Raw genomic sequence first — 26,137 nt, forward strand, 5'->3', positions numbered from 1 at the left:
GTCGTGTTCCCCGCCCTATCCGCGGACGGCCCGATAGGCGGACAGGCCCGTCTCCAGGTCGGCGATGAGGTCGGCCGAATCTTCAAGTCCGACGTGAAGGCGGACGAGCGAGCCTCCATAATCCTTGCGGAAGCTGCGGACCTTGAGCTGAGGATCGCAGTCGATGGCCAGGCTTTCGTAGCCGCCCCAGGAGAACCCGAGGCCAAAGATCTCGAGGGCGTCGAGGAGGGCCCCTGTCGCCCCGGTGGGAGCCGGTTTCAACACGAAGGCGAAGAGGCCGCAGGCGCCGCCATAGTCCCGCTTCCACACCCCATGGCCTGGGGCGCCCGGTAGGGCGGGGTGCAGGACGGCGGCGACCTCGTCGCGACCGGAGAGCCATCCGGCGACTTCCAACCCGCTCTGGCCGTGGCGAACGAGGCGGACATCCAGGGTGCGCAGGCCCCGCAGCATGGCATAGGCGTCCTCTGCGGCCACCGACCAGCCGAGGTCCACCACGCCGGCGTGCAGCCGGGCGGCCACCTCGGGATCCCGGGCCGCCGCCGAACCCATGAAGGCGTCGGAGTGGCCGCCCACATACTTGGTCAGGGCCTGGATCGAGACGTCCACACCAAGTTCCAGGGGCTTGAGAAGGTGGCCGGCGCCCCAGGTGTTGTCGATCAGGCTGAGCACGCCCTTGCGCCTCGCCTGGTCCGCGAGGGCGGGGACATCCTGGATCTCGAAGCTCAGGGAACCGGGGCTCTCCAGGAAGATTGCCCGGGTCTGCGGGCCCATCAGTTCCGCCACGGCCTCCGGGGCGAGGGTCGGGTCGTAGTAGCGCGTGCGGACGCCAAAGCGGGCCAGGGTCCGGTCGCAGAACCTCCGGGTAGGCTTGTAGGCGGTGTCCGCCATGAGGAGTTCGTCACCCGCCTGGAGCACCGCCAGCAGGGCCCCTGCAATGGCCGCCACCCCGCTGGGGTAGAGCTCCACCGCCACGGCCTTCTCGAGATCACAGAGGGCGGCCTTCAGGGCCTCGTGGGCCTCTAGGCCCGTGCGGCCATAGGTGACGTAGGACTCGTCGTCGTAAAGCGCGGCGGCGTCGGGAAGGAGGACGGTGGATCCCTTCTGGATGACCGGATTCACGGTTCTCGCCGGAGCTTGGGCAGGCGGCGGAGGATGGATCAGGCGGGAGACGGGTTTCATGCGTCGCCGGTGACGACGTCGCCGCCTTCCGGACCTCCCCATTCCGCCCAGGAGCCATCGTAGACCGCGGCCGGATGGCCAAGGACTTCCAGCGCCAGGGCGAGGACGGAGGCCGTGACCCCCGACCCGCAGGTCGTGATCACCGGTCGGGCGGGATCGACCCCGGCCTCAACAAAGGCTTCGCCAAGCGCCGGGGCTGGTTTCATCCGCCCCTCTGGCGTCAGGAGCCTGTCGAAAGGCAGGTTCCGGGAGCCCGGCATGTGTCCTGACCGCAGGCCTGGTCGCGGCTCGGGAGCCTCACCCCGGAAGCGGGGCGCGCTGCGGGCGTCAACGACCTGGGCGGAACCGTCGGAGAGCGCCCTGCGGACTGCAGCCAGGTCGCGGACCCGTTCCGCCGAGACCCTGGCCTCGACAGCAGCCGGGCGAGGAGGCGCAGGCGCGGCGGTGTCGACGGGAAACCCGGCCGCCTTCCAGCCTGGCAGGCCGCCGTCGAGCACCTGCACGCGGGGATAGCCCATGACCTTCAGGGTCCACCAGGCGCGGGCCGAGGACCGGACGCCAAAGCTGTCGTAGACGACGATCCGGGCTTCCCGGGCCAGGCCCAGGGCTCCCGCCGCCTCCGCAAAGGCCTCGGGACTGGGAAGCATGTGGGGCAGCCCGCTGGCGGGGTCCGAAACCGCGTCAATGTCGAAGAAGACCGCGCCGGGGATCCGCATGTCCTCGAACTCGGCCCGGCCCGAACGGCCCTCGGCGGGCAGGAACCAGCTGGCGTCGACCACCCTCAGGTCATCCTGCCCAAGGCGCCCCTCAAGCTCGACGGCGGAAATCAGCGAGGGATCGCTCATGACAGCCACTCCGGGACCGGCAGTCCCCGCTCGCGCAGGAAGGCCGGGTTGTAGATCTTGCTCTGGTACCGGGCGCCCTGGTCACAGAGGATGGTGACGATCGTATGCCCGGGCCCCAGGTCCCGGGCCATCCGGATGGCGCCGGCGACATTGATCCCCGTCGAACCGCCCATGATCAGGCCCTCGTGGGTCGCCAGGTCGTAGATTACCTGGAGCATCTCTTCGTCCGGGACCTGGTAGGGACGATCGACCTTGAGGCCCTCGAGGTTGGCGGTGATGCGGCCCTGGCCGATGCCCTCGGAGATGGACGTCCCCTCGGCCCGGAGTTCGCCGTGGGCGTACCAGTGATAGAGAGAGGCCCCCATCGGGTCAGCCAGGCCGATCTGCACCGAGGCGCTGCGCGACCGGAGGGCTTCGGCCACTCCGGCGAGGGTCCCGCCCGATCCGACAGCGCAGATGAAGCCGTCGATCCGGCCCCCGGTCTCATCCCAGATCTCGGGGCCCGTCGTCTCCACGTGGGCCTGCCGGTTGGCGACATTGTCAAACTGGTTGGCCCAGACGGCGCCGTTCGGCTCGGTCCGGTTCAGTTCCTCGGCGAGGCGGCCGGAGTAGCGGACGTAATTGTCCGGGTTGGAGTAGGGGACGGCGTCCACCTCCACCAGCTCGGCGCCAAGCAGGCGGATGGCGTCCTTCTTCTCCTGGCTCTGGGTGCGCGGGATGACGATGGTCGTGCGGTAGCCCAGGGCCTGCCCGACCATGGCGAGGCCGATGCCGGTATTGCCCGCCGTGCCCTCGACGATCCGGCCGCCCGGTCGCAGGAGGCCTCGCCTCTCCGCGTCACGGATGATGTAGAGGGCCGCACGGTCCTTGACCGACTGGCCGGGGTTCATGAACTCGGCCTTGCCCAGGATCTCGCAGCCCGTCGCCTCGCTGGCGCGGTTTAGCCGGATCAGGGGGGTGCCGCCAATGGCTTCGAGGACGTTTCTGGCGATGGTCATGGCGTCAATCTAGGGCCTCGGCCGGACGCGCGCCACGGGCGAAGCCGCCCTAGGCCCGTGAAAGTCCGACCTGGATCACCTCGGTCCGGCCGGTGCGGAAACCCGCCTCGCAATAGCTGAGGTAGAAGTCCCAGATCCGGCGGAACCGCTCGTCAAAGCCCAGGCGCCGGATGTCGTCCCAGGCCGCCCCGAACCTTTGCTTCCAGGCGGCCAGGGTGACGGCGTAGTCCTGGCCGAAACGCTCCGGCTCGCTCCAGGAGAGGCCGGCCTGGGCCGTTTCCTGCTGCAGCCGGGCTTCCGAAATCAGCATGCCGCCCGGGAAGATATAGCGCTGGATGAAGTCCGCCCGCCGACGATAGCCTTCGAAGAGCTCATCCTGGATAGTGATGATCTGCAGGCCGGCCCGGCCGCCCGGCTTCAGCCGGTCGTGGAGGGACCGGAAATAGGTCGGCCAGTACTTCTCTCCCACCGCCTCGAACATCTCGATGGAGGCGATCCGGTCGAAATGTCCGGTCACGTCGCGATAATCGACCAGTCGGATGTCCGCCTTCTCCGCCAGGCCCGACTCAAAGATGCGGCGCTGGGCGAAGTCGTGCTGTTCCCGGGAGATGGTGATGCCGGTGATCCGGGCGCCAATCTCGCTCGCGGCGAACTCGGCAAAGCCGCCCCAGCCACAGCCCACCTCCAGGACATGATGGTCGGCGGACAGCTCCATGCGGCGGGCGAGGGCGCCGTACTTGGCCTTCTGGGCCGCTTCTAGGGTCTCGCTACCGGTCAGATAGCGGGCCGACGAATAGGTCATCGAGGGGTCGAGCCAGCGGGAATAGAAGGCGTTCCCGAGGTCGTAATGCGCATGGATGTTCCGCCGGGACCCCCGTCGCGAATTTCCGTTCAGGACATGTCCGATGAAGTTGAACACCCCGACCAGGGGGTTGCCCTCGGTCACCTGGGTCAGGTTCTGGAAGTTGAGGCTGAAGACCGAAAGGACCGCAGTGAGGTCGGGGGTCTCCCATTCGCCTGCGGCATAGCCCTCCGCAAAGCCGATGTCGCCGGCCATCAGGGCCCGACGGATGAACCGGAAGCTGCGGATCCGGATGATCGCCGAGGGCCCGCCGGCCTCCGAGCGTAGCCGCAGGGTCCGGCCGTCGGGCGTGACGAAGGTGACGTCCCCCGCCATCCAGCCGCGGGTAATGCTGTCGAGGGCTGAGCGGAAGATACCGGGCAGTCCCCGGAGGGCGGGAGCGCGCTTCACGGCGCCGGGACTCACCGCGAGGGTGTTGAGACAGATTTCATGGGCAGACGACACGTCCGGCAACTCCTGGGCGTTTCCGGCCGGGGGCCGGGTCGGGCAGGCACATTTCCGGCTTGTGCAGCCGTCCGCCGCACGCCACTTAACGCCCCTGAGCCCGCAGTCGTCTCGCAGGAGCGCCGAATTGTCCAGCCTGAACGCCGTCGTCGAACTCACGCCGCCCGCGGGGCGGACCGTGCGGATCGGCAATCGGGAGCGCCTGACGGTCATCGCTGGGCCCTGCCAGCTCGAAAGCCGCCAGCACGCCCTGGAGACCGCCGCCCTGCTCCGGGACATCGCCCAGAGGCTGGATATCGGCCTGATCTACAAGACCTCCTTCGACAAGGCGAACCGCACTTCGGCCCGCGCGGCCCGGGGCATTGGGCTGAAGGCCGCCCTGCCGATCTTCGCCGAGATCCGTGAGAGCCTGGGCCTGCCGGTTCTGACCGACGTGCATGAACGCGAGCAGTGCGCCCCCGTCGCCGAGGCGGTGGACGTCCTCCAGATCCCCGCCTTCCTTTGCCGCCAGACCGATCTCCTGATCGCCGCCGCCGAGACCGGCCGGGCGGTCAACGTCAAGAAGGGCCAGTTCCTGGCGCCTTGGGACATGAAAAACGTCATTGCCAAGATCAGCGGGGTGGGCAATCCGAACGCCCTGGCGACGGAACGCGGCGTGACCTTTGGCTACAACGCCCTCGTCAGCGACATGCGGGCCCTGCCGGTCCTCGCGGAGATCGGCTGCCCTGTGGTGTTCGACGCCACGCACTCGGTCATGCAGCCAGGCGGCAAGGGTGAGAGTTCAGGCGGCCAGCGGGAGTTTGTCCCCGTACTCGCAAGGGCGGCCGTGGCGGTCGGCGTCGCCACCGTCTTCATGGAGACCCATCCCGATCCCGACAACGCCCCCTCCGATGGGCCCAACATGGTGCCCCTGTCGGAGTTCGAGGGCCTGATGGCCGAGCTGCTGGCCTTCGACGCCCTCGCCAAGCGGCGCCAGGGCTGAGCCGGGTGGACTTCGCCGCCCTCCAGGACCTGATCGCCCGCGCCGCTGGCGTCCGGGTGGTCTGCGTCGGCGACGTGATGGTCGACCGCTTCGTCTATGGCGAGGTCAGCCGGATGTCGCCGGAGGCGCCGATTCCGGTGCTGGCCCGGAAGCGCGAACTGGTCATGCTGGGGGCTTCCGGAAACGTGGCCCGCAATGTCGCCGCCCTGGGGGGTCAGGCCGCACTCGTGGGCGTGATCGGTTCGGACGCGGAAGGTCATGAGGCCCTCCGGCTGGTGGGGGATGATGGGCGTATCGAGGGGGCCCTGGTCACGGACACCACCCGGCCGACCACCCTGAAGACCCGCTTTGTCTCAGGCGGCCAGCAGCTCCTGCGGGTAGACGTGGAGGAGACCGGGCCCGTCGGCGCGGACACCTCCGCGCGCCTCGCCCGGACAATCCGTGATGTCGCCGCCGGCGCCGGGGTCATCATCCTGTCCGACTACGGCAAGGGCGTCGTCACCGACGAGGTGATCGCCGCCTGCAGGACCTCGGGGCTTCCCGTGATCGTCGATTCCAAGGCCCGCTCCTTCAGCCGCTACGGCGCGGTGGATATCGTCAAGCCCAACGCCTCCGAGCTCGCCCATGCCTCGGGCCTGCCCACGGGTACGGACGCCGAGGTCGAGGCCGCGCTGTCCCGGGCGCTGGAGCTCTGCGAGGCCCGCGCCATCCTGGTGACCCGGGCGGCCCAGGGCATGTCGCTGGCGGTGCGTGGCCAGCCGGTCCGGCATTTCGCCGGTTCCCCCCGGGAGGTCTTTGACGTCTCCGGCGCCGGGGATACGGCGATCTCGGCCCTGGGCGTTGGCATGGCTGCGGGCGGTCCCCTCGAGGACGCCATCGCCTTCGCCCTCCTGGCGTCCGGTGTCGCGGTGGGCAAGGTCGGCACCGCCACGGTCTCGCCCGGCGAACTGGTGGAAGCGGCGCGCGCGGCCCACATGGCCTCGGCCGAGGCCAAGATCGCCACTCCCGAACGGATGGTCGAGGAGGTCGCCCGCTGGCGGGCCCGGGGCCTGCGGGTCGGCTTCACCAATGGCTGTTTCGATATCCTGCACCGGGGCCACGTGGCCTACCTCGCCCAGGCGCGGTCCTGGTGCGACCGGCTCATCGTGGGCGTCAACTCGGACCGGTCGGTCCGGGCGCTGAAGGGCGAGGGGCGGCCGGTCAACGACCTGGAAGGCCGGGCCCTTGTCCTCGCAGGCCTCGCCAGCGTCGACCTGGTGGCGCCCTTTGACGAGGAGACGCCCCTCGACCTGATCCGCGCCGCCCGTCCCGACGTCCTCGTCAAGGGCGCGGATTATTCGGAGGCCCAGGTCGTCGGCGGCGACCTCGTCCGAGGCTGGGGCGGCGAGGTGCGGCTCGCACAGCTCGTGGACGGATACTCGACAACCGCCGCCATCCTCCGGATGGTCGGGGAGGATAAGGCGTGACCCGCAGGATCGTTTTCGTGACCGGCGGCGCCGGCTTCATCGGCTCCAACATCGCCGCGCGCCTGGCCGAGGACCGCAGCCTCGACGTTGTGGTCTGCGACCGCTTCCGCGAGGCGGAGCTTGGCAAGTGGCGGAACCTCGCCAACCACGCCATCGGCGACTTCGTGGCGCCGGAGGAGATGTTCGACTGGCTGGAGAAGCGCTGGCGCGACGTCGAGGCGGTGATCCACATGGGCGCCATTTCCTCCACCATCGAGCCCGACGCCGACCGGATCATCCAGACCAATTTCGGCCTTAGCCGCGACCTCTTCCGCTGGTGCGCCGATCGCCAGCGGCGCTTCATCTACGCCTCGTCGGCGGCGACCTACGGCGACGGCGCCCTCGGCTTTGCCGACCAGGATGACTTCGAAAGCCTGGCGGCCCTGCGCCCCCTCAACGCCTATGGCTGGTCCAAGGCCCAGTTCGACATGTTCGCCGTGCGGCAGGCGGGTCGTGGATACGCGCCGCCCCAGTGGGCCGGCCTGAAGTTCTTCAACGTCTATGGTCCCAATGAAGGGCACAAGGGACCGATGAAGTCTGTGGCCGCCCAGATCTGGCCCTCAATCCGTGACGGGCAGGGCGTGCAACTGTTCCGATCCTACCGCGAGGGCGTTCCCGACGGGGGCCAGAAGCGTGACTTCGTCTATGTCCGCGACATCGCCGAGGTGGCGGCCTGGCTGCTCGCTTCTCCGCAGGTGAACGGGGTCTACAACCTGGGGTCCGGTCAGGCGCGTACCTTTGAGGACCTGGCGCGGGCCGTCTTCTCCGCCGCCGGCCAGGCGCCGAAGATTGACTACATCCCCATGCCGGCGGGTATCCGCGACCATTATCAGTACTTCACCGAGGCGCGGATGGAGCGGCTGGCCGAGGCGGGCTACACGGCCGGCTTCACGCCGCTGGAGGCCGGGATCGAGGACTATGTCCGCCGGTACCTGTCGACCGACGCGCCTTACCGTTAGGCTGTCGAGATGGCCGGCGTCCCCGAGGCCGAACCCGATGGCGCCCGTCGCATCCGGCGGCGGCCCTCCCTCGGACTGGCGGCGGGCCTGGTCCTCGTGATCCTGCTGGTCGCCTTCGCCTTTATCCGGCGCGACGACATCCGCCTGGCCGCCATGGATCCGGGCAAGCCCTTCCAGATCTACACCCCGCCGCCAGCCCCCGACTACGACCGACCCGAGGCCTGGGCCCTCCTGCCCGATGCGCCCCTCCCGCCGGGCGAGGCTGCAGTCTTCTTCCTGGCGCCCACAACCTACTCCGGGGCCGAGCACTGGAATGGGCCCATCGACGACCCGGACTCTGAGGAGGTGTTCCGGAGGGTCATGGCGCCGAACCATGCGGGGCCTTTCGCCGCCGCCGGGGCCGTCTTCGCCCCACGCTACCGGCAGGCGGGCCTCTACTCCCTGACCACCCTGAGGGAAGACGCCCGCGAGGCGCGCCGCTTCGCCTACGCTGACGCCGAGGCGGCCTTCCTGAACTTCCTGGCGCGGACCGGAGACCGGCCCATTCTGGTGGTGGGGGTGGAGCAGGGGGGTGATCTCGTCGCCCGGCTGCTGGCCGAGCCTGGCGCCGCGGCGGCCGTCCGGTCGCGCCTTGTCGGGGCCTGGGTGATCGACGCCGTGGTCCCTTCCGACGCCCCACCGCTGACGCCCTGCCAGTCCCAGAAAGAGGCTGGCTGCCTCGCGGCCTGGGTCTGGGCCTATTCGGGCGATGATCTGCGGGCCCGGGACCTCCAGGACCGGTCCCTGGTCTGGTCCGGCGGGGATCTCGTGAACCTCGGCGCCCGTCGGCCGCTCTGCTACAACCCGCTGCTTCAGGCCGTCACGGAGACCCAAGCCCCGGCCCGGCTGGCGCGAGGGGCCACCAATGCGACGGGCCTGGAGTGGGGCGCCCGCCCGCCCTTCGTCACCCGACAGGTGGAGGCCCGGTGCCGGAATGGAATCCTGCGGGTCTCGCGGCCAGAGGCGCGGATGCTGAGGCCTTCGGGGTCCTGGGAGGATCGCCTCCGGACCCCCGGGTTCAACCTCTTCTATGCCGACATCGAGGCGGATGCGCGGAGCCGGCTGGCGGCCTTCAAGGCCCTCAGGCGCCCTTCGTCCCCGTCTCCGGACGCCAGTCGAACAGGGACTGAAGCACCCTGAGGGCCTCGCCCCGGGGCGTGCTGAAGCCGGGATCCCGGGCGAGGATGAGCCGGGCGTCATCCCCGGCCGCGAGGATCAGGTCCCGGTGGAGGAAGGGATCCACGAAAACGTAGTCGGGGAAGCCGGACTGGCGCAGGCCAAGGGCGTCGCCGCCGCCCCGCAGTTCCAGGTCCGTCTCGGCGATGGCGAACCCGTCATCCGAACGGCGCAGGATGTCGAGGCGCTTCTGGGCGGTGTCGGACAGGGGGGGGTCATAGAGAAGGACGCAGGCGCTCTCCGCCCGTCCGCGCCCCACCCGGCCCCGGAGCTGGTGCAGCTGGGCCAGGCCGAACCGCTCGGCCTGCTCGATGACCATGATGGTCGCGTTGGGGACGTTGACCCCCACCTCCACGACGGTGGTCGCCACCAGGACCTTGACCCTGCCCGAGGCGAAGTCGGCCATCACGGCGTCCTTCTCGGCCGGGGCCAGCTTGCCGTGGACCAGGCCGACCCTGTCACCAAGCCGGAGGCGAAGTTCCTGGGCCCTCTGCTCGGCGGCCTTGAGGTCGATCAGTTCGGACTCGCTCACCAGGGGGCAGATCCAGAAGGCCTGCGCCCCGCCAAGGACTGCGGCCACCAGGCGATCCTCCACCTCCGTCACTCGGGTCATGGGCGCGGCGCGGGTGGCCACAGGGGTCCGGCCCGGAGGCTTCCCGATGATACGGCTGACATCGAGGTCGCCGTAGGCCGCCAGTTCGAGGGTCCGGGGGATGGGCGTCGCGGACATGGACAGGAGATGCACGCCCTCGCCCTTGTCCAGGAGCCTCTGGCGCTCCCCGACCCCGAACCTGTGCTGCTCGTCGATGACCGCCAGCGAGAGGCGGGCGAACCTGACCTCGTCCTGGAAGAGGGCGTGGGTGCCCACCGCCACAGCCGCCTGTCCCGAAGCGAGGCGCTCCAGTTTCTCCCGGCGCACCGGCCCGCGATCCCGACCGGTCAGCAGGACCACGCCGATCCCGGCGGCCTCAAGCGGTGCGGAAAGGGTCTCGAAGTGCTGTCGCGCCAGGATCTCAGTCGGCGCCATCAGGGCGGCCTGGGCGCCGGCCGCCGCCGCGTCCGCGAGCGCCAGCATGGCCACCACCGTCTTGCCGGAGCCCACATCGCCCTGCAGCAGGCGGCTCATCCGATGCCCGGACGAAAGGTCGGCGCGGATCTCGGCCAGGGCGGTGCGCTGGTCCGGGGTAAGGGTGAAGGGCAGGGAGGCCTCCACCCCCTGGGCCAGGCTGGAGGCGGGCAGCCGGGCGCCTGGGCCCGACCTGCGGTGCGCGCGCCGCTGGGCCATGGCCAGCTGGTGCGCAAGCAGTTCATCGTAGGCCAGCCGCGCCCGGGCGGAGGACGCCGGGGACAGGTCGGCCTCGCTCTCCGGCGAGTGAAGCCGCAGGATGGCCGCCCGCCAGGAGGGAAAGCCGCGTCCCGCCTTCCAGGCCGGATCCTGCCATTCGGGAAGCTCCGGCGTCCGCTCCAGTGCGCCCTGAACGATGCGACGGATCACCCGGGGCGCGATCCCGCCTCCTGCCGGATAAACCGTCTCGACCTCGGGGATCTCGCCCGCCCGGGAGTCCTCCACCACGTAGTCCGGGTGGATCATCTGTAGGCCCAGGCCGAAGCGCTCGAGCCGGCCGGAGACCCACCGCCGCGCGCCTACGGGAAGCCGCGCCTCAAGGCCCCGCGCCGCATTGCCGAACCAGACAAGGTCCAGCCGCTCATCCCCGTCAGAAGTCCGGATCCTAAGCGGTTGCTGCGGTGACCGCGGCTTCAGGTACTCCTCGATGGTCACCCGCAGGGTGGCGGTCTCCTCGGGCCGCGCCTCTGCAAGGGAGATCCGGGGCCGGCGGATAATCCCGTGCGGGGCCAGGAACAGGACGTCACGGACCAGCGGCCCCGCAATCCGCTCCAGGGCGGGCGCGATCCGGGGTCCGACGCCTCGGAGGCTCGCGACAGTCGCGAACAGGGGAAAGAGGATTTCGGGCCGCATGGATCCTTTTCCGGCCGCCGCTGGCCAAGGCGGCCTTCGCGCACTATACCCGCGCCGTCACATGTCTATCCACGATGAAACGCGCCTGAAGAGGCTCTCCTTCCGCGCCTGGCGGCGGGGCTTCCGCGAAGCGGACCTGATCCTGGGTCCCTTCGTCGACACCCATGCGCGCGACCTTAGCCCAGAGGCGCTCGACGCGCTCGAGGACCTGCTGGCCTACCCCGACCAGGACCTCTACGCCTGGATCGTGGAGCGCGAGACCCCGCCCCCAGAGGTGGACGCCGAGGCCCTGGCTGCGCTTCGGCGCTTCCGCGACCAGGTGCATCAGCTCCCTGGAGACGTGCGTGGCGGCTGAGGGCGCGGCTTTGCCCGGCCCCGCCGACCTCAGACGCCTTGCGGACGACCCTGGGCGCCTGAACGTCTGCGGCGCACCTGAGGGCTTTGACGCCCTGGTCCTGGCCGACATCCTCCGGCGCCGGAAGGGCCCCGCCCTGTTCATCGCGCGGGACGGTGCGCGGCTTTCCGCCTTCGTCGACTCGTTCCGCTTTTTTGGGCAGGGTTTTGAAGTCCTGGAGTTTCCCTCCTGGGACTGCCTTCCTTATGACCGTTCGGGCCCCTCGGCGGGGGTCTCGGCGCGCCGGATGGCCGCCCTGGCGAGGCTGGCCCAGGACGGCGCCGGCGACCGGCCCCTGCTCGTCGCCACCACCGTCGCCGCCGCCAGCCAGAGGCTGCCGCCCCGCGAGGTCCTGGCCGCCGCCGGCTACGCCACCCGGGTCGGCCGGGTGGTCAATGTCGCCGACCTTGAGCGCTATTTCGCCGTCAATGGCTATCACCGGGCCTCCACCGTCTCGGAGAAGGGCGAGTTCGCCATCCGGGGCGGCGTCATCGACGTCTTCCCGACGGCGTCGGACGAGCCGGTTCGCCTGGACCTCTTCGGCGACACACTGGAATCGATCCGGGCCTTCGACCCCGAGACCCAGAGGTCGACCCGGCAGCTGACCGAGGTCTCCCTGCCGCCCGCCAGCGAGGTCCTCCTGGACGAAACCTCGATCTCGCGGTTCCGCCGCGGGTACGCCGAGGCCTTCGGGGCGCCGGGGGGCGATCCCCTATACGAGACCGTCAGCGCCGGTGGCCGCCGGGCGGGCATGGAGCACTGGCTGCCCCTCTATTACGGCGGACTGGAAACCCTGTTCGACTACCTGCCCGAGGGCCTGCTGGTCGCCCTGGACGGCCTGGCCGACAGCGCCCTCGCGGACCGCTGGCTGCAGGTGACGGACGCTTTCGACGCCCGTGACCAGGCCGATCGTCGCAGCCAGTACCGACCCCTGCCGCCGGAGGGCCTCTACCTTTCGCCGGAAGGCTTCGAGACGCGGCTGTCGCCCTTCGCCGTCCGCCGCTTCTCCAGCCTGTCAGGAGAGCCGGGCGCCCTGGCCCTGGACATGGGGGCGCGGACGGGGCGGACCTTCAGCGCCGAGCGCCGGCAGGACTCGGTCAATCTGTTCGAGGCCGCCGTCGGCCACGCCCGGGCCCTGTCTTCGGCGGGCAAGCGGGTGCTCTTCGCCTCCTGGACCGAGGGGTCGTCAGAGCGCCTGGGGCTGATGCTGGCCGACCACGGTCTGGGGGCGCCGCCCCTGGCGCCCTACTGGGACGCCGCCCGGGCGGCCGACCCCAAGGTCCCCCAGAGGGTGGTCCTGCCGCTGGATGCGGGGTTCGAGACCCCGGACCTGGCGGTCATCGCCGAGACCGATATCCTGGGCGACCGGCTCGCCCGGCCCGGCCGCCGCCGGCGGGCGTCCAACTTCCTGGCCGAGGCCTCGGCCCTGACCCCAGGCGACCTGGTGGTCCATATCGACCACGGGATCGGACGGTACGAGGGTCTGCGGACCCTGGACGTCCAGGGCGCGCCCCACGACTGCCTGGAGCTGCAGTATGGCGGCGAGGCCAAGCTCTACCTGCCGGTCGAGAACATCGACCTCCTGACGCGCTACGGCTCGGAGGGGGAGGGGGTCCAGCTCGACCGACTGGGCGGCGCGGCCTGGCAGTCGCGCAAGGCCCGGGCCAAGGCGCGCCTGCGCGACATGGCCGAGGGCCTGATCCGCATCGCCGCCGAGCGCTCCATGCGAACGACGGACGCCGTAACCCCGCCGCAGGGGGTCTTCGAGGAATTCTGCGCCCGCTTCCCCTTCGAGGAAACCGAGGACCAGCTGGCGGCGATCGAGGACGTCCTGGGGGACTTCGCCTCGGGCCATCCCATGGACCGGCTGATCTGCGGCGACGTCGGCTTTGGCAAGACCGAGGTGGCCCTGCGCGCCGCCTTCGTCGCGGCCATGAGCGGCCTGCAGGTGGCGGTGGTCGCCCCCACCACCCTCCTGGCCCGACAGCACTTCAAGACCTTCAGCGAACGCTTCCAGGGGTGGCCCGTCCGGGTGTCGCGCCTGTCCCGCCTGACACCGACGCGCGAGGCGGCCGAGACCCGCGAGGGCCTGAAGAAGGGGGAGATCGAGGTCGTCATCGGCACCCACGCGGTGCTGTCCAAGCAAGTGGAGTTCTCCCACCTCGGACTGGTGATCGTCGACGAGGAGCAGCACTTCGGCGTCAAGCACAAGGAGAAGCTCAAGGAGCTCCGCGCCGACGTCCACATGCTGACCCTGACGGCGACCCCGATCCCCCGGACCCTTCAGATGGCCCTGTCCGGCCTCCGGGAGATGTCGATCATCGCCACACCGCCAGTCGACCGCCTGGCCGTGCGGACCTACGTCACGCCCTTTGACCCCGTGGCCCTGCGCGAGGCCCTGCTGCGCGAGAAGTTCCGCGGAGGCCAGGCCTATTACGTCGTGCCGAGGATCTCGGACCTGACGGACATCGAACGCTTCCTGCGCGAGCAGGTTCCGGAAGTGCGCTTCGTGGTGGGCCATGGCCAGATGGCGCCGACCCAGATCGAGACCGTCATGAGCGCCTTCTACGACGGCGAGTACGACGTGCTCCTCTCGACGACCATCGTGGAAAGCGGCCTCGACATCCCGACCGCGAACACCCTGGTCATCCATCGGGCGGACATGTTCGGACTGTCCCAGCTCTACCAGCTGCGGGGCCGGGTCGGTCGCGCCAAGGCCCGGGCCTATGCCTACCTGACGACGCCCTCCGAGAAGCAGATCACGCTTGCCGCCGAACGGCGCCTGAAGGTGCTGCAGTCCCTCGACAGCCTGGGCGCCGGGTTCCAGTTGGCCAGCCATGACCTCGACCAGAGGGGTGGGGGCAACCTGCTGGGCGAGGAGCAGTCGGGACATATCCGCGAGGTCGGGGTCGAGCTCTATCAGCAGATGCTGGAGGACGCCGTCGCCGAACTGAAGGCGAAGGGCGACGCCACACCTGCGCCCGACCGCGGCTGGAGCCCACAGATCAACACCGGCGCCGCCGTCCTCATTCCTGAGGCCTATGTGCCCGACCTGAATGTCCGACTGGCCCTCTATCGCCGGCTCTCGGACGCCGAACAGGCCTCGGACCGCGAGGCGCTGGCCGCCGAACTGATCGACCGCTTCGGGCCCCTCCCACCCGAGGCCGCCCAGCTGCTCAAGGTGGTCGGGATCAAGGGCATGTGCCGTCAGGCCAACGTCGCCAAGATCGACGTCGGGCCCAAGGGGGCGGTCGTCAGCTTCCGCAACGACGTCTTCGCCAACCCTGTCGGTCTGGTCCAGCACATCCAGAAGAACGCCGTGACCTGGCGGCTGCGGCCAGACAACAAGGTCGTGATCAAGGGGGAATGGGAAAACCCTGTCCAGCGCCTGGGCGCAGCGGACATGATCCTGAAGTCCCTGTCCGAACTGGCGGCCTGAGGACGCCTGGCGCTCAGGCCCCCGGGCGCGACATCTGGGCGGCGAGATCCAGGGTCCTGCCGACCTGGGAGGGATCCCCCACTTCCGCCGTTCCGATGTCGAACTCGAGCACGAAGGGCGGGCGGCCTTCTCCGCCATCGAAGGCGGTCCGGCTGATGACCGCGGCGATGCGGTCGGCGGCGGCCCGGGCGGCCTCCTCCGGGGTGGCGGGCAGGGCGATGGCGAAGTGCTCGGGGCCGAGGCGGGCAGCCGTGTCCTCCACCCGGATCAACCGGGAGACCATGGAGCCCAACTGGGGAAACGCCTTCTCCAGCCAGCCCGATCGACGCGCCTCCTCCACCTCTTCGGTGTCACGGACGCGGAGCACGCAGAGGGTCAGGGGACGGTTCCGCACCGGCGCGGAGTCGGCCAACCGCTCCAGGTGCCGGGCAAAGAGTTCGCGGGTGAACAGGCCGGTCTCGGGATCCATGAACTGCAGGGACCTGGCGGTCTCCAGGGCGGCCCGGACTCCCGCCTGCCGGCGGTAGCTGCGCGCCAGCTCCAGGGCTCTCCAGGCGGTCTCCGGTTCCGGAGTCTCCGGTGAGGCGACATCAGAGATACCCCGGGCATAGGCCTCGGCCGCGGTCATCCCGCCCAGGGTCTTCATGTAGAGCAGGGTGGGGATGTGATAGAGGCGGCTGTTCCGGCGCATGCCGCCGGCGATCGCCATGGCGCTGTCGGCCGCGTCTCCCCCCCACAGGACAACGGCGTCGAAGTCGGTCTCGTGCAGGAAGTCGAAGGCGGTGTAGCTGGTGAAGGCGCCGACGACCTTGGCGCCAGAGACCTCAAGGCAGTTGGACAGGCCCAGGAACTGGGGCGTCGGCTCACCCACGGCCAGGAGGCGCAGGGGTTCTGCGCTGACCTCGGGATCCCCGAGCACCACGCCCATTTCCGCGAAGGTTTCCTGACGAAGGCGATATTCCTCCTCGGCGACCGCCGTCCGGACAAGGCTGTCCAGCCGCATCGCGACCTGGGCCGGATAGACCGGGTCGGCGAGGCGCAGGTCGAGGGCGTCGGAGGGCGCCGCATCCCGCCCGCCGCCGATGCCGATGATCGGGACCCGCTTGGGCTCCGCCAGGACCCGAAGGCGCCGGGCGAGGGCCTCCGCCTCCTCGAGGCCATCCGCAAGGTCAATGACGACAGCCTGCACCCCGAGGTCGGCGAGGGCCGCCTCGGCCGCATAGGGACCCCGCGCCGTGATCGTGCGCCAGCCGAGCTGGTCCAGGCCCTCCGAAAGGGGACCGGCCATTTCGTCATTCCGGGCCGCAATCAGGAGGCGAGCCTGCAGAACCATCAAGACCGGCTCCGAAAATGGGAGGCGACATGTCGCCGCGCGTGGCGATAGATAGAGGTGAATCGGGGCGTGTGACACCCCGTTTTAGGGGGATTCCAAGTGGCTGGAGTGCTTACGGGACAGACCGCCATCATCACGGGGGCGTCGGGCGGGCTGGGCGCCCATTTTGCCCGCCTGCTGGCGTCTGAAGGCGCCGCCGTTGCTCTCACGGCCCGCCGGCTGGACATGGTGGAAACCCTGGCGGGCGAGATCGCCGGGGCTGGCGGCAGGGCCATGGCCCTGCGCCTCGACGTCGCCCAGGCTGAGACCATCGCGCCGGCCTTCGACGAGGTCGAGGCCGCCCTGGGACCCGTCTCCATCCTGATCAACAATGCGGGGGTAGGGGGCGAGGGCCTGGCCATCGACCTGTCCATCGAGGACTGGGACCGGACCTTTGCGGTGAACACCCGGGGAGTCTTCTTCTCGGCCCAGGCCGCCGCGCGCCTGATGATGGCCAATGGCGCCGCGGACCGCGCTGATGCGCGGATCGTGAACATAGCCTCCATAGCCAGCCACACCATCCTGCCGGGCCTGTCGGCCTACAACGCCTCCAAGGCCGCCACGGCCATGCTCACCCGGAGCCTCGCGCGCGAGTGGTCGCGCCGGGGGATCGCGGTCAACGCCCTGTGTCCGGGCTACATCGAGACCGACATCAACAGCTTCTGGTGGGGCACTGAGGGCGGACAGAAGCAGCTTAAGCTGTTCCCGCGCCGCCGGCTCATGGAGGCCTCAGACCTCGACGCCGCCTTCCTGATGCTGTGCGGACCCGCCGCGCGAGCCATTGCGGGCAGCGTGATCACCATTGACGACGGCCAGACGCTGCCCGGCGGCGGCTGACCTTGCCTGACCCGGCGTCATCACGCCAAGATCAAGCCAAAGACATCAGGGAGACAGTCATGCGCCAGGGACCTCTGACAGGCCTCAAGATCATCGAATTCGCCGGCATCGGGCCCGGCCCCTTCTGCGGCATGCTGCTGTCGGATCTGGGCGCGGATGTCGTCCGGATCGACCGGAAGGGGCAGGGGCGCGGCAGCCCTGCGGACATCACCGCACGGGGTCGTCGCTCGGTGGGCCTGGACCTCAAGAACCCTGCCTCCATCGAGACCTGCCTCAAGCTGTTCGAGACGGCGGACGTGGTCTTCGAAGGCTTCCGGCCCGGCGTCATGGAACGGCTGGGCCTTGGCCCCGACGTGGCCCTGCAGCGCAACCCTAAGCTGGTCTATGGCCGGATGACCGGGTGGGGCCAGTTCGGTCCCTACGCCCAGGCGGCGGGCCATGACATGAACTACATCGCCATCACCGGCGCCCTGCACGCCATCGGGACGGAGGACAAGCCGATCCCGCCGCTCAACCTCGTGGGCGATTTCGGGGGCGGCGCCCTTTACCTGGCCTTTGGCATCCTCGCCGGCGTGATCAAGGCCCGTGAGACCGGCGAGGGCCAGGTGATCGACTGCGCCATGAGCGATGGCGCGGCTTCGCTGATGGCCATGTTCTACGGCTTCAAGGCCTCGGGCGCCTGGACCGAAAGCCGCCGCTCGAACCTGCTGGATGGCGGCGCCCACTTCTACGATACCTACCAGTGTTCCGACGGGAAGTGGGTCTCGATCGGCTCAATCGAGCCTCAGTTCTACGCGCTTCTCCTTGAAAAGACAGGGATTTCGGACCCTGCTTTCAAGGCCCAGATGGACCGTGGGGCCTGGCCGGACCTTACGGCCAAGCTGGCGGCTGTCATCGCCACCAAGACGCGCGACGAGTGGTGCGCCCTGATGGAGGCGACGGACGTCTGCTTCGCCCCGATCCTGGACATGGACGAGGCCCCGAAACACGCCCACAACGTGGCGCGCCAGACCTTCGTCGAGGTCGCCGGGGTGACCCAGCCGGCGCCCGCGCCGCGCTTCTCCAAGACCCCTGGCGCCATCCAGGGCCCGCCGCCGGCCATCGGCGCCCATGACCAGGAAGCCCTGAGGGATTGGGGTTTCTCCGAAGCGGATGTCGTCGCCCTGAAGGCCAACGGGGCCCTCAACGGCTAGGATGGGCGCCCTGGCCGGCGTTCTCTGGCGCAGCCTCGGGCGGCTCTGGGGCCGCGACATGATGCTGTTCGTCGGCGGGGTGTCCTTCTTCGTAATGCTGGCGACCTTTCCCGGCCTCATGCTTCTGGTCGGCCTCTATGGCCTCGTCCTGACGCCAGAGGCTGCGGCGGATCAGGCCGAGAGACTGGCGGCTCTCATGCCAGGGGGCGCCCGTGAGCTGGTCGCCTCGGAGCTGCGGCGCCTCGCCCATGCGCCGGCCGGGGCCGTCTCCGCCCAGAGCGGTCTCGCCCTGCTGGTGGCGCTTTACGCCGCGCACAGGGGTTTCAAGGCCCTCATCGCCGGCCTGTCCTTCGTGCATGACGAGGAAGCCCCGCACGGGCTGATCCGGTTCAACCTTCTGGCCCTGGGCCTCCTTGCGGCGGCCTTCCTGGCCCTCCCGGCGCTGTCCGCGGCCTTCCTCGCCTTCCAGGTTGTCGGCGCGACCCTTGGGATCAAGCTTCTCGGGGCCCAGGGCCAATGGCTGGGGGCGGGAAGCGGCGTCATCCTGGCCCTGACCCTGATCTACCGCTTCGCCATGTCCAGCCGGCCAGTCCTCTGGCGGGCGTCCCTTGCCGGCGCGGTGTCCGCCACCGCCCTGACCTTGGCGGCCAGCTGGGGCGCCGCCCTCTACGTCAACGCCAGCAAGGGGCTGGGGGCCGCCTACGGCTCGGTCACCGCCGTGGTCATCCTGCTGATCTGGCTGTCCTGGTCCGTCCAGGCGATCTTCTTCGGCGGCGCCCTCGCCACCGAGATGGAGCGCTATCTCGAGGGCGAGCCCGCCTCGGGGTGAGGCTTCCGGACACGGAAGGAAAGGGGCCCCTCCGCCGCCGGGCCTTCGAGGAGCTCCAACCCCGCCTCCTGGACGAAGTGCGGCACGTCGATCCGGGCCATCGGGTCGTCCGCCAGCAGGCGCACAACCCCTCCTGCATCCGCCGTCTCCAGGGCGCGCCGCAGGCGTAGGGTGGGAACGGGACAGTGATGGCCCCGGGCGTCAACGATGATGTCGCCGGACTCGCCGGTCACGGGCGGGGCGAGAGGATATCGCCCAGTCGGTCCGGCGCGCCGGGGATGCGCTCCAGCCGCGGGTACCGAAGACCGCCGGCCCAGGGCACTGTCACCGTCCGGAACCGGTCGCCCGAGCGAACCAGTAGATCGACCTTTCCCGTGGCCTTGGCCTCGGTGACGGCGGTCTTCAGGAGATCCGCAGACCAGCCGCGGCCATTGACCGCCACAACCCGCTGCCCCGTGGCCAGACCGACCCGGAAGGCCGGTCCGTCCCACATCACGCTGGTGAGGTCGCCATCCCGGTTCAGCACAAGGCCCAGGGAGTAGGTCAGGTCCGTGATCTTCCTGTCGGCCTCATTCGCGGAGAAGTAGGGGCTGGGGGTCTCGGAGTAGCCCAGCCGCCAGCCGCCCCGCTCAAGGCCATCGAGGGGGGGGCGAACGGCGACATCGTCCACGCGCGCCCGAAGGTACCCGGCCCAGTCCATGGGCAGCAGGGTGTTGAGTGTCGCGACCACGTCGTCGAAGCGGTAGGTCAGGACGCCCCAGTCCCCGTCATTCATGCCGAAGAAGGCCCGGGCGAAGTCGTCGAGGGAGGTCTTCCCGCCGGTCTTCTCGCGCAGCAGGGTGTCCACCTCCAGCCAGATCAGCTGGCCTTCAGAGTAATAGTCTTCGCTGCGCTGCCAGCTGACCCAGGGCAGCGGCCGGCGCTGGGCGATGATCGGGTCCAGCGTCGTGTCGGCCAGGGGTCTCCAGGTCCGTCCGATCCGGTTCTGGTAGACCGCCGCGGTCATGGCCAGGGCGTCCAGGGCGTCCTGGCGGCTGACCAGTCCCGACCGCGCTGCAAGCACATTGCCCCAGTACTGGGTCTGCCCCTCGTAGACCCACAGGAGGCTATCCCGCATGGGCGTGTTGAAGGTTGGCGTCCAGAGCTCGGCGGGCCGCCGGTACTTGCCGTTCCAGGAGTGGGTGTACTCGTGGGGCAGGAGATCCCGCTCGGGCGCAGTCTTTTCCCACCCCGTAAAGTAGGCCGGCGAAACCGCATTCTCGCTTGAACGGTGATGCTCCAGGCCGATCCCACCCATCTCGTCGGTGAGGGCGAGGAGGAAGTCATAGCGGTCGAAGTGCCGGGCGCCGTAGAGCCTGTCCGCCTGGACCACGAGGTTCCGGTGCGCCTGGAGCTGTTCGGGCGTCATCACAAGACTGGCGGGCTCATCCGCAACCATGTTGAGGATGACCGGTGAGCGACCGCCGGGGTCCAGGTCGACGCGCTTGAACCAGCGCCCGGCGAACATGGGCGAGTCGACCAGGGTCTCAAAGCTCACGGGCCGGAAGGTCACCACCCCGTCCCGGGTCGAGGCCGCGTCGAGGGCGACGCCGTAACCCCAGCCCTCGGGCAGGCGGATGCTGGCCTCGATGGGGATGCGCCGGGTGAACCAGCCGGCTGGGTAGAGCGCCATGCTGTTCCACTGGACGTTCATCATGGCCGGGGTCATCACCACCCGGCCCTGGCCCGTCGTATTGGCCGAGACGAACTGGAACTCCAGCTCCAGGGACCGGGCGCCCGCCGGCGGGTCGACGTGGAAGGCCGCGACCTCCACCGGGTCCCGGCGCCAGGCGATCTTCTTGCCGTTCGCGGTGATGACAAGGCCGGTGAGGTGCTCCACCTGCGCCGCAGGCTGGTGCTTGCCCGGCAACCAGCGAGGGTAGAGCAGGGTCACGGGACCCGAACCCGCCAGGGGAATGGTCTGGCGCACCCGGAAGATCCGGCGCTCCAGGTCCGTGGCGTCCACCTGCAGCTTCAGCGTCCCAGGATAGGCCACGTCGCGCGGGGCGACGATGGGCGGGGGCAAGGGCTCTGGCTGCGGAAGCGAGCGCTGGCCAGGCTCCGCCTTGGCCATGCCCGAAAGGCAGGCCAGGACAAGGGCGGCCGCCAGACCGGGCGCGAGACGGAGCACCGGGTTCAGCCTGCGTCTGCGAGCTTCAGCGTGTCCCTCAGCTCGCGCTTGAGGAACTTGCCGCTGGCGTTGCGGGGCAGGGGGTCCTTCAGGATCCAGATGTAGCGGGGGACCTTGTGCTTCGCCGCGATGGACGCGCAGTGCTCGCGAAGTGCGTCCGGGGTCGCCGAATGACCGGGACGCAGGACAAGGGCCACGCCCACCTCCTCGCCCAGGCGCTCGTCCGGGACACCGAAGACCGAGCACTCGGCCACGGCCGGGTGCCGGTAGAGATTGGCCTCAACCTCGGCGCAGTAGATGTTTTCGCCGCCGCGCAGGACCATGTCCTTCTTCCGGTCGACGATGTAGATGAAGCCATCCTCGTCCATTCGGGCGATGTCGCCGGTGTGCAGCCAGCCGTCCGTGATGGTCTCGGCGGTAGCCTCCGGGCGGTTGATGTAGCCCTTGATCACAGGAGAACCGCGGACCCAGAGCTCGCCCACCTGTCCGAGCGGGACCGTGTTTCCATCGTCATCCACGCAGCGCGCCTCGAAAGCGGGCATGGCCGGGCCGGCGCTGTCCGGACGGTCGACGAAGAAGTCCGCGGCGATGGCGGTGATGATGCCGCAGGTCTCGGTCATGCCGTAGCCGGTGTTCGGCCGCGCGGTCTTCACCTGGGAGTCGATCTTGTGCACCAGGTCGGGCGGCAGCTGGGCGCCGCCGCCGCCGAGGCTCAGCAGGCTCGAGGTGTCACGGGTCGCGAAGTCCGGATGGGTGATGACCTCGCGCGCCATGGTCGGCACGCCGCTCATGGAGGTGACCTTCTCCGCTTCGATGACCCGCAGGGCCTCGCCGGCGTCCCACTTGTACATCAGCACGATCGTGCCGCCCGCCGCCGTGGTGGCGTAGGCGCCGCAGTTGTTCGCCGTGACGTGGAAGAGGGGGGTGGTGAGGAGGGCGACGGGGATCGGGACCGGCGCATTCGGGTCCGGAACCACGCCCGTGCCGCGCTGGGTCGCCAGGGCCTGGGCCTGGCCCGAGAACACCATGTTGAAGAGGTTGGCGACGCAGCCCCGATGGGTCAGCTGGGCGCCCTTCGGGAAGCCCGTCGTGCCCGAGGTGTAGAAAATGCAGGCGTCATCATCCGGGTCGATCTCGGCCTCGGGCATGGCGCCGCCGGTGGCGATCACATCGGACCAGGCGACATACCCGGCTGTCGCAGGCGCCCGCACGGCCACCAGGGTGACGCCCTCGACCATGTCCGGCTTTTCGGCGATCCGCGCGATCCGCTCGGGATCGACGAAGGCGACCTTGGGCTGGGCGTCCTTGAACCCGTAGGACATCTCCTCGGCCGTCCACCAGGCGTTCATGCCCACGACAGTGACGCCAACGGAAAGGCAGGCCCAGTAGATCAGCATCCATTCAGGGAAGTTGCGCATGGCGATGGCCACCCGGTCGCCCCGCTTCACGCCGTTGGCGAGGAGCCAGTTGGCGATGCTCGCCACGAGGACGTGGGCCTCGCCGTAGGTGATCCGTTCGTTCTCGTAGACGAGATAGGCCCGGTCGGCGAAGGCCGCGGTGGAGAGCCAGACCGCCCGCACGTTCGGCGGCGCGTTCTTGTAGACCTTCATGGGGGCGCCGCGGACTTCCTGGACCGCGAGCTCAAAGGGCGCACCCGGTGCAGTCAGCTCGTCCCAGGCCTTCTTCAGTTCGGAATAGTGCAACTCGTCTCTCCTCCCAGGGGGTGTGGCGCGATCCCGCCCTTCGACCCGTCGCAATCCATATGGCGCCCCGCCCGGGAAAAGAAAACCGCCCGTCGGACGCTTCCGTCATTCGCCGCTCAGGCGCCTCGCCAGGTGACGGTGGAAGCGCCAGAGCGATCGCTCCAGCGGGCTCAGCGGGCCGGGACGGTAATGCGGACTTGAGATCCCGGACTGCACGCCCTCGCACGCGACGATATCCTCGGCGTGGACCGCCGCCAGCTGGTCCCGGTAGCCCTGGGCGAAGCCGGGAACGCCCGCAAGCGCCGGCGACGCCAGAAGATGGATCCGCAGCCGGAAACGGTCCGGCTGAAGCCGGTCGATCTGGTACCAAGCCCCCACCGGGGCCTCGTCCTCCGTGAAGAACATGAGCCCGAGGGGAAAGACGCCCACGACCACGAAGCCGTGACCCTCCGGGTCGGCCGGAGGATTCTCAAGAAGGGTGAAGGCGTCGCTCCCGTCGCCTTCGAAGGTTCCCAGTCCCGGGTGTGTCGCCTGGAGCGAGTGGGCGTGCGGTCCGATGTGGTGGTAGGACTCGAGGAAGTTCTCGACCATCACCTTCCAGTTCCAGGGCGACTCCATCTCGATCACCCCGACCGTAGTCATCTTTTCGGGGGCCAGGGGCGCCAGGCGGTCGGACAGGGCGACGAGCGATTCCGCCAGCGGTTTCGCCCCTCCATTGGCGTTGACCCAAAGCCATCCGCCCCAGGCCTCCGATCGCAACTCGGGCAGACGGCAGTCCTCGGGGTTGAAGACCTCGGATCCCCGCATCGCCGGCGCGGAGAGAAGCGCCCCGTCAAGCCCGTAGCGCCAGAGATGATAGGGGCAGGTAAGGACATCGGTCCGTCCCTCGCCGGAGACGACGGGCATGCCCCGGTGCCGACAGACCGCGGACAGCACCCTGAGCATCCCGGTCTTGTCGCGGAGGGCGACCGCGGGCGCGCCGGCCACATCCGTGCAGGCATAGTCCCCCTCGTGGGCCAACTGATCCAACCGAGCGACGGGCAGCCAGCCCGCACCGAGGACCCATTCGCACTCAGCCTCGAGGACCGAGGGATCGGTGTAGGCGGCCCCCGGCAGGGCGATGGCCCTCGCCGGATCGTCGCTGACTGCGGCGTAGGCCGCTAAACGGGGCCGCGATGTCATGCCTGTCTCTCCATCCGGATATCCACCAATGGGTCGTGACCCTGTCGTGTATGTCGCTCCGGGAAGGAACTGGTTGATGATCCAGACCGTTCAAGGACCCTTGGCGCACATTTCCGCCACCCGAATGCTCCTGGGTGAAGAGGCTTGGTCTTGGCTAATCCGGGGGCTAAGTGGCGATCCAGGAGGACGCCCATGACCGACACCGAGCGCAAGGACGCCAGCGCCGCCACCCGCGCCGCCCTGGAGGCCGCCCGGGCCAGCCTTCCGCCAGACGACGGCGAGGATTTCCGCCTGGCCGACCGGGGCTTCATCGCGACCATTCCGGACGCCGACATTCCGGGGGCCTGGAGCCTCAAGCCCTACGCCTTCCTCCAGGGCGAAGCGGCGCCCAGCGTCCACCCTGGCCTCTGGCGACAGGCCCAGCTGAACTCCCGCCACGGGCTCTATGAGGTGACCCCCGGGGTCTACCAGGTGCGCGGCTTCGATATCTCGACGGTCACCTTCATCGAGGGCGAGCGGGGCTACATCGTCATCGACCCTCTGACCTCGGCCCAGCCGGCCCGGACCGCCCTCGAGTTGATCCGCGCCCACAAGGGCGACCGGCCGGTCACGGCGGTGATCTACACCCACAGCCACGTCGACCATTACGGCGGCATTCTCGGGGTGGTCTCGCCGGAGGAGATCGCCGCGGGACTGCCCATCATTGCGCCGGAGGGGTTCCTCAAGGAGGCGGTCAGCGAGAACGTCCTGGCCGGCAACGCCATGAGCCGGCGGGCGACCTACATGTACGGCGCCCTGTTGCCGAAGGATCCCCGCGGCCACGTGGACTCCGGCCTCGGCAAGGGCGTGTCCGGCGGCAAGGTCGCCCTTGTTCCGCCCACGGTCTCCATCTCCCGGACGGGCGAGCGCCTGGTGGTGGACGGGGTGGAGATCGTCTTCCAGGTCACGCCAGACGCCGAGGCCCCGGCGGAGATGAACTTCTTCTTCCCGAAGTTCCGGGCCCTCTGCATGGCGGAGAACTGCACCTGCCACCTGCACAACATCTACACCCCGAGGGGCGCGCAGGTGCGGGATTCCAAGTCCTGGAGCCGTTACATCGACGAGGCCCGCGACCTGTTCGGGACCGACTCCGACGTGATGTTCGCCAGCCACCACTGGCCGCGCTGGGGCGGGCCTCAGATCGACGTCTTCCTTCGCAAGCAGCGCGACCTCTACAAGTTCATCCATGACCAGACCCTGCGCCTGGCCAACCACGGACTGAACGCTCCGGAGATCGCCGAGGTCCTTCGCCTGCCACCGACCCTGGCCTCGGAATGGTACACCCGCGGCTTCTACGGAACCGTCAGCCACAACGCCAAGGCGGTCTACCAGCGCTATCTCGGCTGGTTCGACGGCAATCCGGCCAACCTCAACCCCCATCCGCCGGTGGAGGCGGGGCGCCGTTATGTCCAGGCGATGGGCGGGCCAGGCGCCGTACTGGCTGAGGCCCGCCGGGCGCAGGCGGAGGGTGACTACCGCTGGGCCGCCCAGGTGCTGAACCACCTGGTGTTCGCGGATCCCGCCAACGCCGAGGCCCGCAACCTGCAGGCCGACCTGTTGGAGCAGATGGGCTACCAGTCCGAGTCCGGGCCCTGGCGGGACTTCTACCTGACCGGGGCGCAGGAGCTTCGGACCCCGATCCCGGCGTCGGAGACGCCTCGCCAGGCGGCGGGCAGCCAGCTTCGCAACCTGCCCGCTGAAAGCCTGCTGGACAGCCTCTCGGTGCGGCTTAACGGCGAGGCGGCCGGCGATATGGAGCTGGACCTCACCCTCGTGTTTCCGGACGGGGAAGGGACCTTCACCCTGCGTATCGAGAACGCTGTCCTGCATCACCGCGAGGGGAAGGGTGCGCCGCATGTCGCCCTGAGCCGGGACCAGCTGATCGACCTGGTCATGGGCGCCGCCGACCTCAGAGACGTGGCGTCCGGCCAGCCCGGCGAGGCCGCACTCGGACGACTGCTCTCGGTGCTGGACCGGTTCGACCTCTGGTTCGGGATCGTGACGCCCTGAAC

At 69.5% G+C, this 26,137-nt stretch carries 20 protein-coding genes; 10 read left to right on the forward strand and 10 right to left on the reverse strand.

Features of this window, described 5'->3' with window-relative positions; genetic code table 11:
* Positions 1-15: 15 nt before the first annotated feature.
* Genes metC through HYN04_RS06460 form a run of 4 tightly spaced genes read right to left on the reverse strand, consistent with a single transcriptional unit; the run spans position 16 to position 4,289 of the window.
* Positions 16-1,119 (reverse strand): cystathionine beta-lyase, encoded by a 1,104-nt coding sequence (gene metC / locus HYN04_RS06445; RefSeq protein ID WP_422385664.1) that lies wholly within the window; start codon positions 1,117-1,119, stop codon positions 16-18.
* Positions 1,120-1,175: 56 nt separating this feature from the next.
* Positions 1,176-2,024: a 3-mercaptopyruvate sulfurtransferase gene (gene sseA, locus HYN04_RS06450; protein WP_110450001.1), complete on the reverse strand. Its 849-nt coding sequence runs from the start codon at positions 2,022-2,024 to the stop codon at positions 1,176-1,178.
* Complete coding sequence (locus tag HYN04_RS06455; RefSeq protein WP_110450002.1) at positions 2,021-3,022, reverse strand: cysteine synthase A; 1,002 nt, start codon at positions 3,020-3,022, stop codon at positions 2,021-2,023. Before HYN04_RS06455 ends, sseA begins: the two co-directional genes overlap by 4 nt.
* A 49-nt stretch (positions 3,023-3,071) precedes the next feature.
* Positions 3,072-4,289, reverse strand: coding sequence for a class I SAM-dependent methyltransferase (locus tag HYN04_RS06460; protein WP_422385668.1), 1,218 nt, complete (start codon positions 4,287-4,289; stop codon positions 3,072-3,074).
* A gap of 166 nt (positions 4,290-4,455) precedes the next feature.
* Between HYN04_RS06460 and kdsA the strand changes: the two genes are divergently transcribed.
* Genes kdsA through HYN04_RS06480 form a run of 4 tightly spaced genes read left to right on the forward strand, consistent with a single transcriptional unit; the run spans position 4,456 to position 8,953 of the window.
* Positions 4,456-5,310 carry a 3-deoxy-8-phosphooctulonate synthase gene (gene kdsA / locus HYN04_RS06465; RefSeq protein WP_199286003.1) on the forward strand — a complete coding sequence of 285 codons (855 nt, stop codon included), beginning with the start codon at positions 4,456-4,458 and terminating at the stop codon, positions 5,308-5,310.
* 5 nt (positions 5,311-5,315) lie between these two features.
* On the forward strand, positions 5,316-6,776 hold the full coding sequence (gene rfaE2 / locus HYN04_RS06470; RefSeq protein WP_110450004.1) for a D-glycero-beta-D-manno-heptose 1-phosphate adenylyltransferase: 1,461 nt from the start codon (positions 5,316-5,318) through the stop codon (positions 6,774-6,776).
* Positions 6,773-7,774 carry an ADP-glyceromanno-heptose 6-epimerase gene (gene rfaD, locus HYN04_RS06475; protein ID WP_110450005.1) on the forward strand — a complete coding sequence of 334 codons (1,002 nt, stop codon included), beginning with the start codon at positions 6,773-6,775 and terminating at the stop codon, positions 7,772-7,774. The genes rfaE2 and rfaD overlap by 4 nt, the downstream gene beginning before the upstream one ends.
* Positions 7,775-7,783: 9 nt before the next feature.
* Entirely contained in the window at positions 7,784-8,953 is a 1,170-nt protein-coding gene (locus HYN04_RS06480) for a DUF3089 domain-containing protein (protein ID WP_110450006.1), read from the forward strand.
* Here HYN04_RS06480 and recG read toward each other — a convergent pair.
* A complete protein-coding gene (recG, locus tag HYN04_RS06485) occupies positions 8,895-10,967 on the reverse strand; it encodes an ATP-dependent DNA helicase RecG (protein WP_110450007.1) in 2,073 nt (690 codons plus the stop codon). The two genes, HYN04_RS06480 and recG, sit on opposite strands and share 59 nt — an antisense overlap.
* 61 nt (positions 10,968-11,028) lie before the next feature.
* On the opposite strand from recG, the gene HYN04_RS06490 reads away from it, so the two are divergent.
* The gene (locus tag HYN04_RS06490) at positions 11,029-11,322 is read left to right on the forward strand and encodes an FAD assembly factor SdhE (RefSeq protein ID WP_110450008.1); all 294 of its coding nucleotides are present in this window, start codon (positions 11,029-11,031) and stop codon (positions 11,320-11,322) included.
* On the forward strand, positions 11,312-14,800 hold the full coding sequence (gene mfd, locus HYN04_RS06495; RefSeq protein WP_110450009.1) for a transcription-repair coupling factor: 3,489 nt from the start codon (positions 11,312-11,314) through the stop codon (positions 14,798-14,800). The genes HYN04_RS06490 and mfd overlap by 11 nt, the downstream gene beginning before the upstream one ends.
* A gap of 13 nt (positions 14,801-14,813) precedes the next feature.
* Here the strand turns inward: mfd and HYN04_RS06500 are convergent, their stop codons facing one another.
* Positions 14,814-16,133: a diguanylate cyclase domain-containing protein gene (locus HYN04_RS06500; protein WP_110450010.1), complete on the reverse strand. Its 1,320-nt coding sequence runs from the start codon at positions 16,131-16,133 to the stop codon at positions 14,814-14,816.
* A 99-nt stretch (positions 16,134-16,232) separates the two neighbouring features.
* Here HYN04_RS06500 and HYN04_RS06505 point away from each other — a divergent pair, with 99 nt between their 5' ends.
* Genes HYN04_RS06505 through HYN04_RS06515 form a run of 3 tightly spaced genes read left to right on the forward strand, consistent with a single transcriptional unit; the run spans position 16,233 to position 19,031 of the window.
* Positions 16,233-17,009, forward strand: coding sequence for an SDR family NAD(P)-dependent oxidoreductase (locus HYN04_RS06505; RefSeq protein WP_110450011.1), 777 nt, complete (start codon positions 16,233-16,235; stop codon positions 17,007-17,009).
* 59 nt (positions 17,010-17,068) lie between these two features.
* The gene (locus HYN04_RS06510) at positions 17,069-18,202 is read left to right on the forward strand and encodes a CaiB/BaiF CoA transferase family protein (RefSeq protein WP_110450012.1); all 1,134 of its coding nucleotides are present in this window, start codon (positions 17,069-17,071) and stop codon (positions 18,200-18,202) included.
* 1 nt (position 18,203) lies between these two features.
* Entirely contained in the window at positions 18,204-19,031 is an 828-nt protein-coding gene (locus HYN04_RS06515; RefSeq protein WP_110450013.1) for a YihY/virulence factor BrkB family protein, read from the forward strand.
* Here the strand turns inward: HYN04_RS06515 and HYN04_RS06520 are convergent.
* The 4 genes from HYN04_RS06520 to HYN04_RS06535 form a co-directional block, all read right to left on the reverse strand.
* Positions 19,001-19,264 carry a sulfurtransferase TusA family protein gene (locus HYN04_RS06520; RefSeq protein WP_110450014.1) on the reverse strand — a complete coding sequence of 88 codons (264 nt, stop codon included), beginning with the start codon at positions 19,262-19,264 and terminating at the stop codon, positions 19,001-19,003. The two genes, HYN04_RS06515 and HYN04_RS06520, sit on opposite strands and share 31 nt — an antisense overlap.
* Positions 19,261-21,144, reverse strand: a complete 1,884-nt coding sequence (locus tag HYN04_RS06525; protein ID WP_110451323.1) for a M61 family metallopeptidase — start codon at positions 21,142-21,144, stop codon at positions 19,261-19,263. The genes HYN04_RS06520 and HYN04_RS06525 overlap by 4 nt, the downstream gene beginning before the upstream one ends.
* A gap of 62 nt (positions 21,145-21,206) precedes the next feature.
* Positions 21,207-22,904: a class I adenylate-forming enzyme family protein gene (locus HYN04_RS06530; protein ID WP_110450015.1), complete on the reverse strand. Its 1,698-nt coding sequence runs from the start codon at positions 22,902-22,904 to the stop codon at positions 21,207-21,209.
* A gap of 105 nt (positions 22,905-23,009) precedes the next feature.
* On the reverse strand, positions 23,010-24,086 hold the full coding sequence (locus HYN04_RS06535) for an aromatic ring-hydroxylating oxygenase subunit alpha (protein ID WP_110450016.1): 1,077 nt from the start codon (positions 24,084-24,086) through the stop codon (positions 23,010-23,012).
* Between the two features lie 192 nt (positions 24,087-24,278).
* On the opposite strand from HYN04_RS06535, the gene HYN04_RS06540 reads away from it, so the two are divergent.
* Positions 24,279-26,135: an alkyl/aryl-sulfatase gene (locus tag HYN04_RS06540; protein ID WP_110450017.1), complete on the forward strand. Its 1,857-nt coding sequence runs from the start codon at positions 24,279-24,281 to the stop codon at positions 26,133-26,135.
* Positions 26,136-26,137 lie beyond the last annotated feature (2 nt).

Origin of the sequence: Phenylobacterium parvum, from assembly GCF_003150835.1 — a bacterium.
Lineage (GTDB): Bacteria > Pseudomonadota > Alphaproteobacteria > Caulobacterales > Caulobacteraceae > Phenylobacterium > Phenylobacterium parvum.

Coding starts and splice junctions, on each gene's coding strand:
- sseA (WP_110450001.1), bottom strand. CDS start 2,024: ATGAGCGATCCCTCGCTGATTTCCGCCGTCGAGCTTGAGGGGCGCCTT.
- HYN04_RS06455 (WP_110450002.1), bottom strand. CDS start 3,022: ATGACCATCGCCAGAAACGTCCTCGAAGCCATTGGCGGCACCCCCCTG.
- HYN04_RS06480 (WP_110450006.1), top strand. CDS start 7,784: ATGGCCGGCGTCCCCGAGGCCGAACCCGATGGCGCCCGTCGCATCCGG.
- recG (WP_110450007.1), bottom strand. CDS start 10,967: ATGCGGCCCGAAATCCTCTTTCCCCTGTTCGCGACTGTCGCGAGCCTC.
- HYN04_RS06490 (WP_110450008.1), top strand. CDS start 11,029: ATGTCTATCCACGATGAAACGCGCCTGAAGAGGCTCTCCTTCCGCGCC.
- HYN04_RS06500 (WP_110450010.1), bottom strand. CDS start 16,133: ATGGTTCTGCAGGCTCGCCTCCTGATTGCGGCCCGGAATGACGAAATG.
- HYN04_RS06510 (WP_110450012.1), top strand. CDS start 17,069: ATGCGCCAGGGACCTCTGACAGGCCTCAAGATCATCGAATTCGCCGGC.
- HYN04_RS06515 (WP_110450013.1), top strand. CDS start 18,204: ATGGGCGCCCTGGCCGGCGTTCTCTGGCGCAGCCTCGGGCGGCTCTGG.
- HYN04_RS06525 (WP_110451323.1), bottom strand. CDS start 21,144: ATGGCCAAGGCGGAGCCTGGCCAGCGCTCGCTTCCGCAGCCAGAGCCC.
- HYN04_RS06535 (WP_110450016.1), bottom strand. CDS start 24,086: ATGACATCGCGGCCCCGTTTAGCGGCCTACGCCGCAGTCAGCGACGAT.
- HYN04_RS06540 (WP_110450017.1), top strand. CDS start 24,279: ATGACCGACACCGAGCGCAAGGACGCCAGCGCCGCCACCCGCGCCGCC.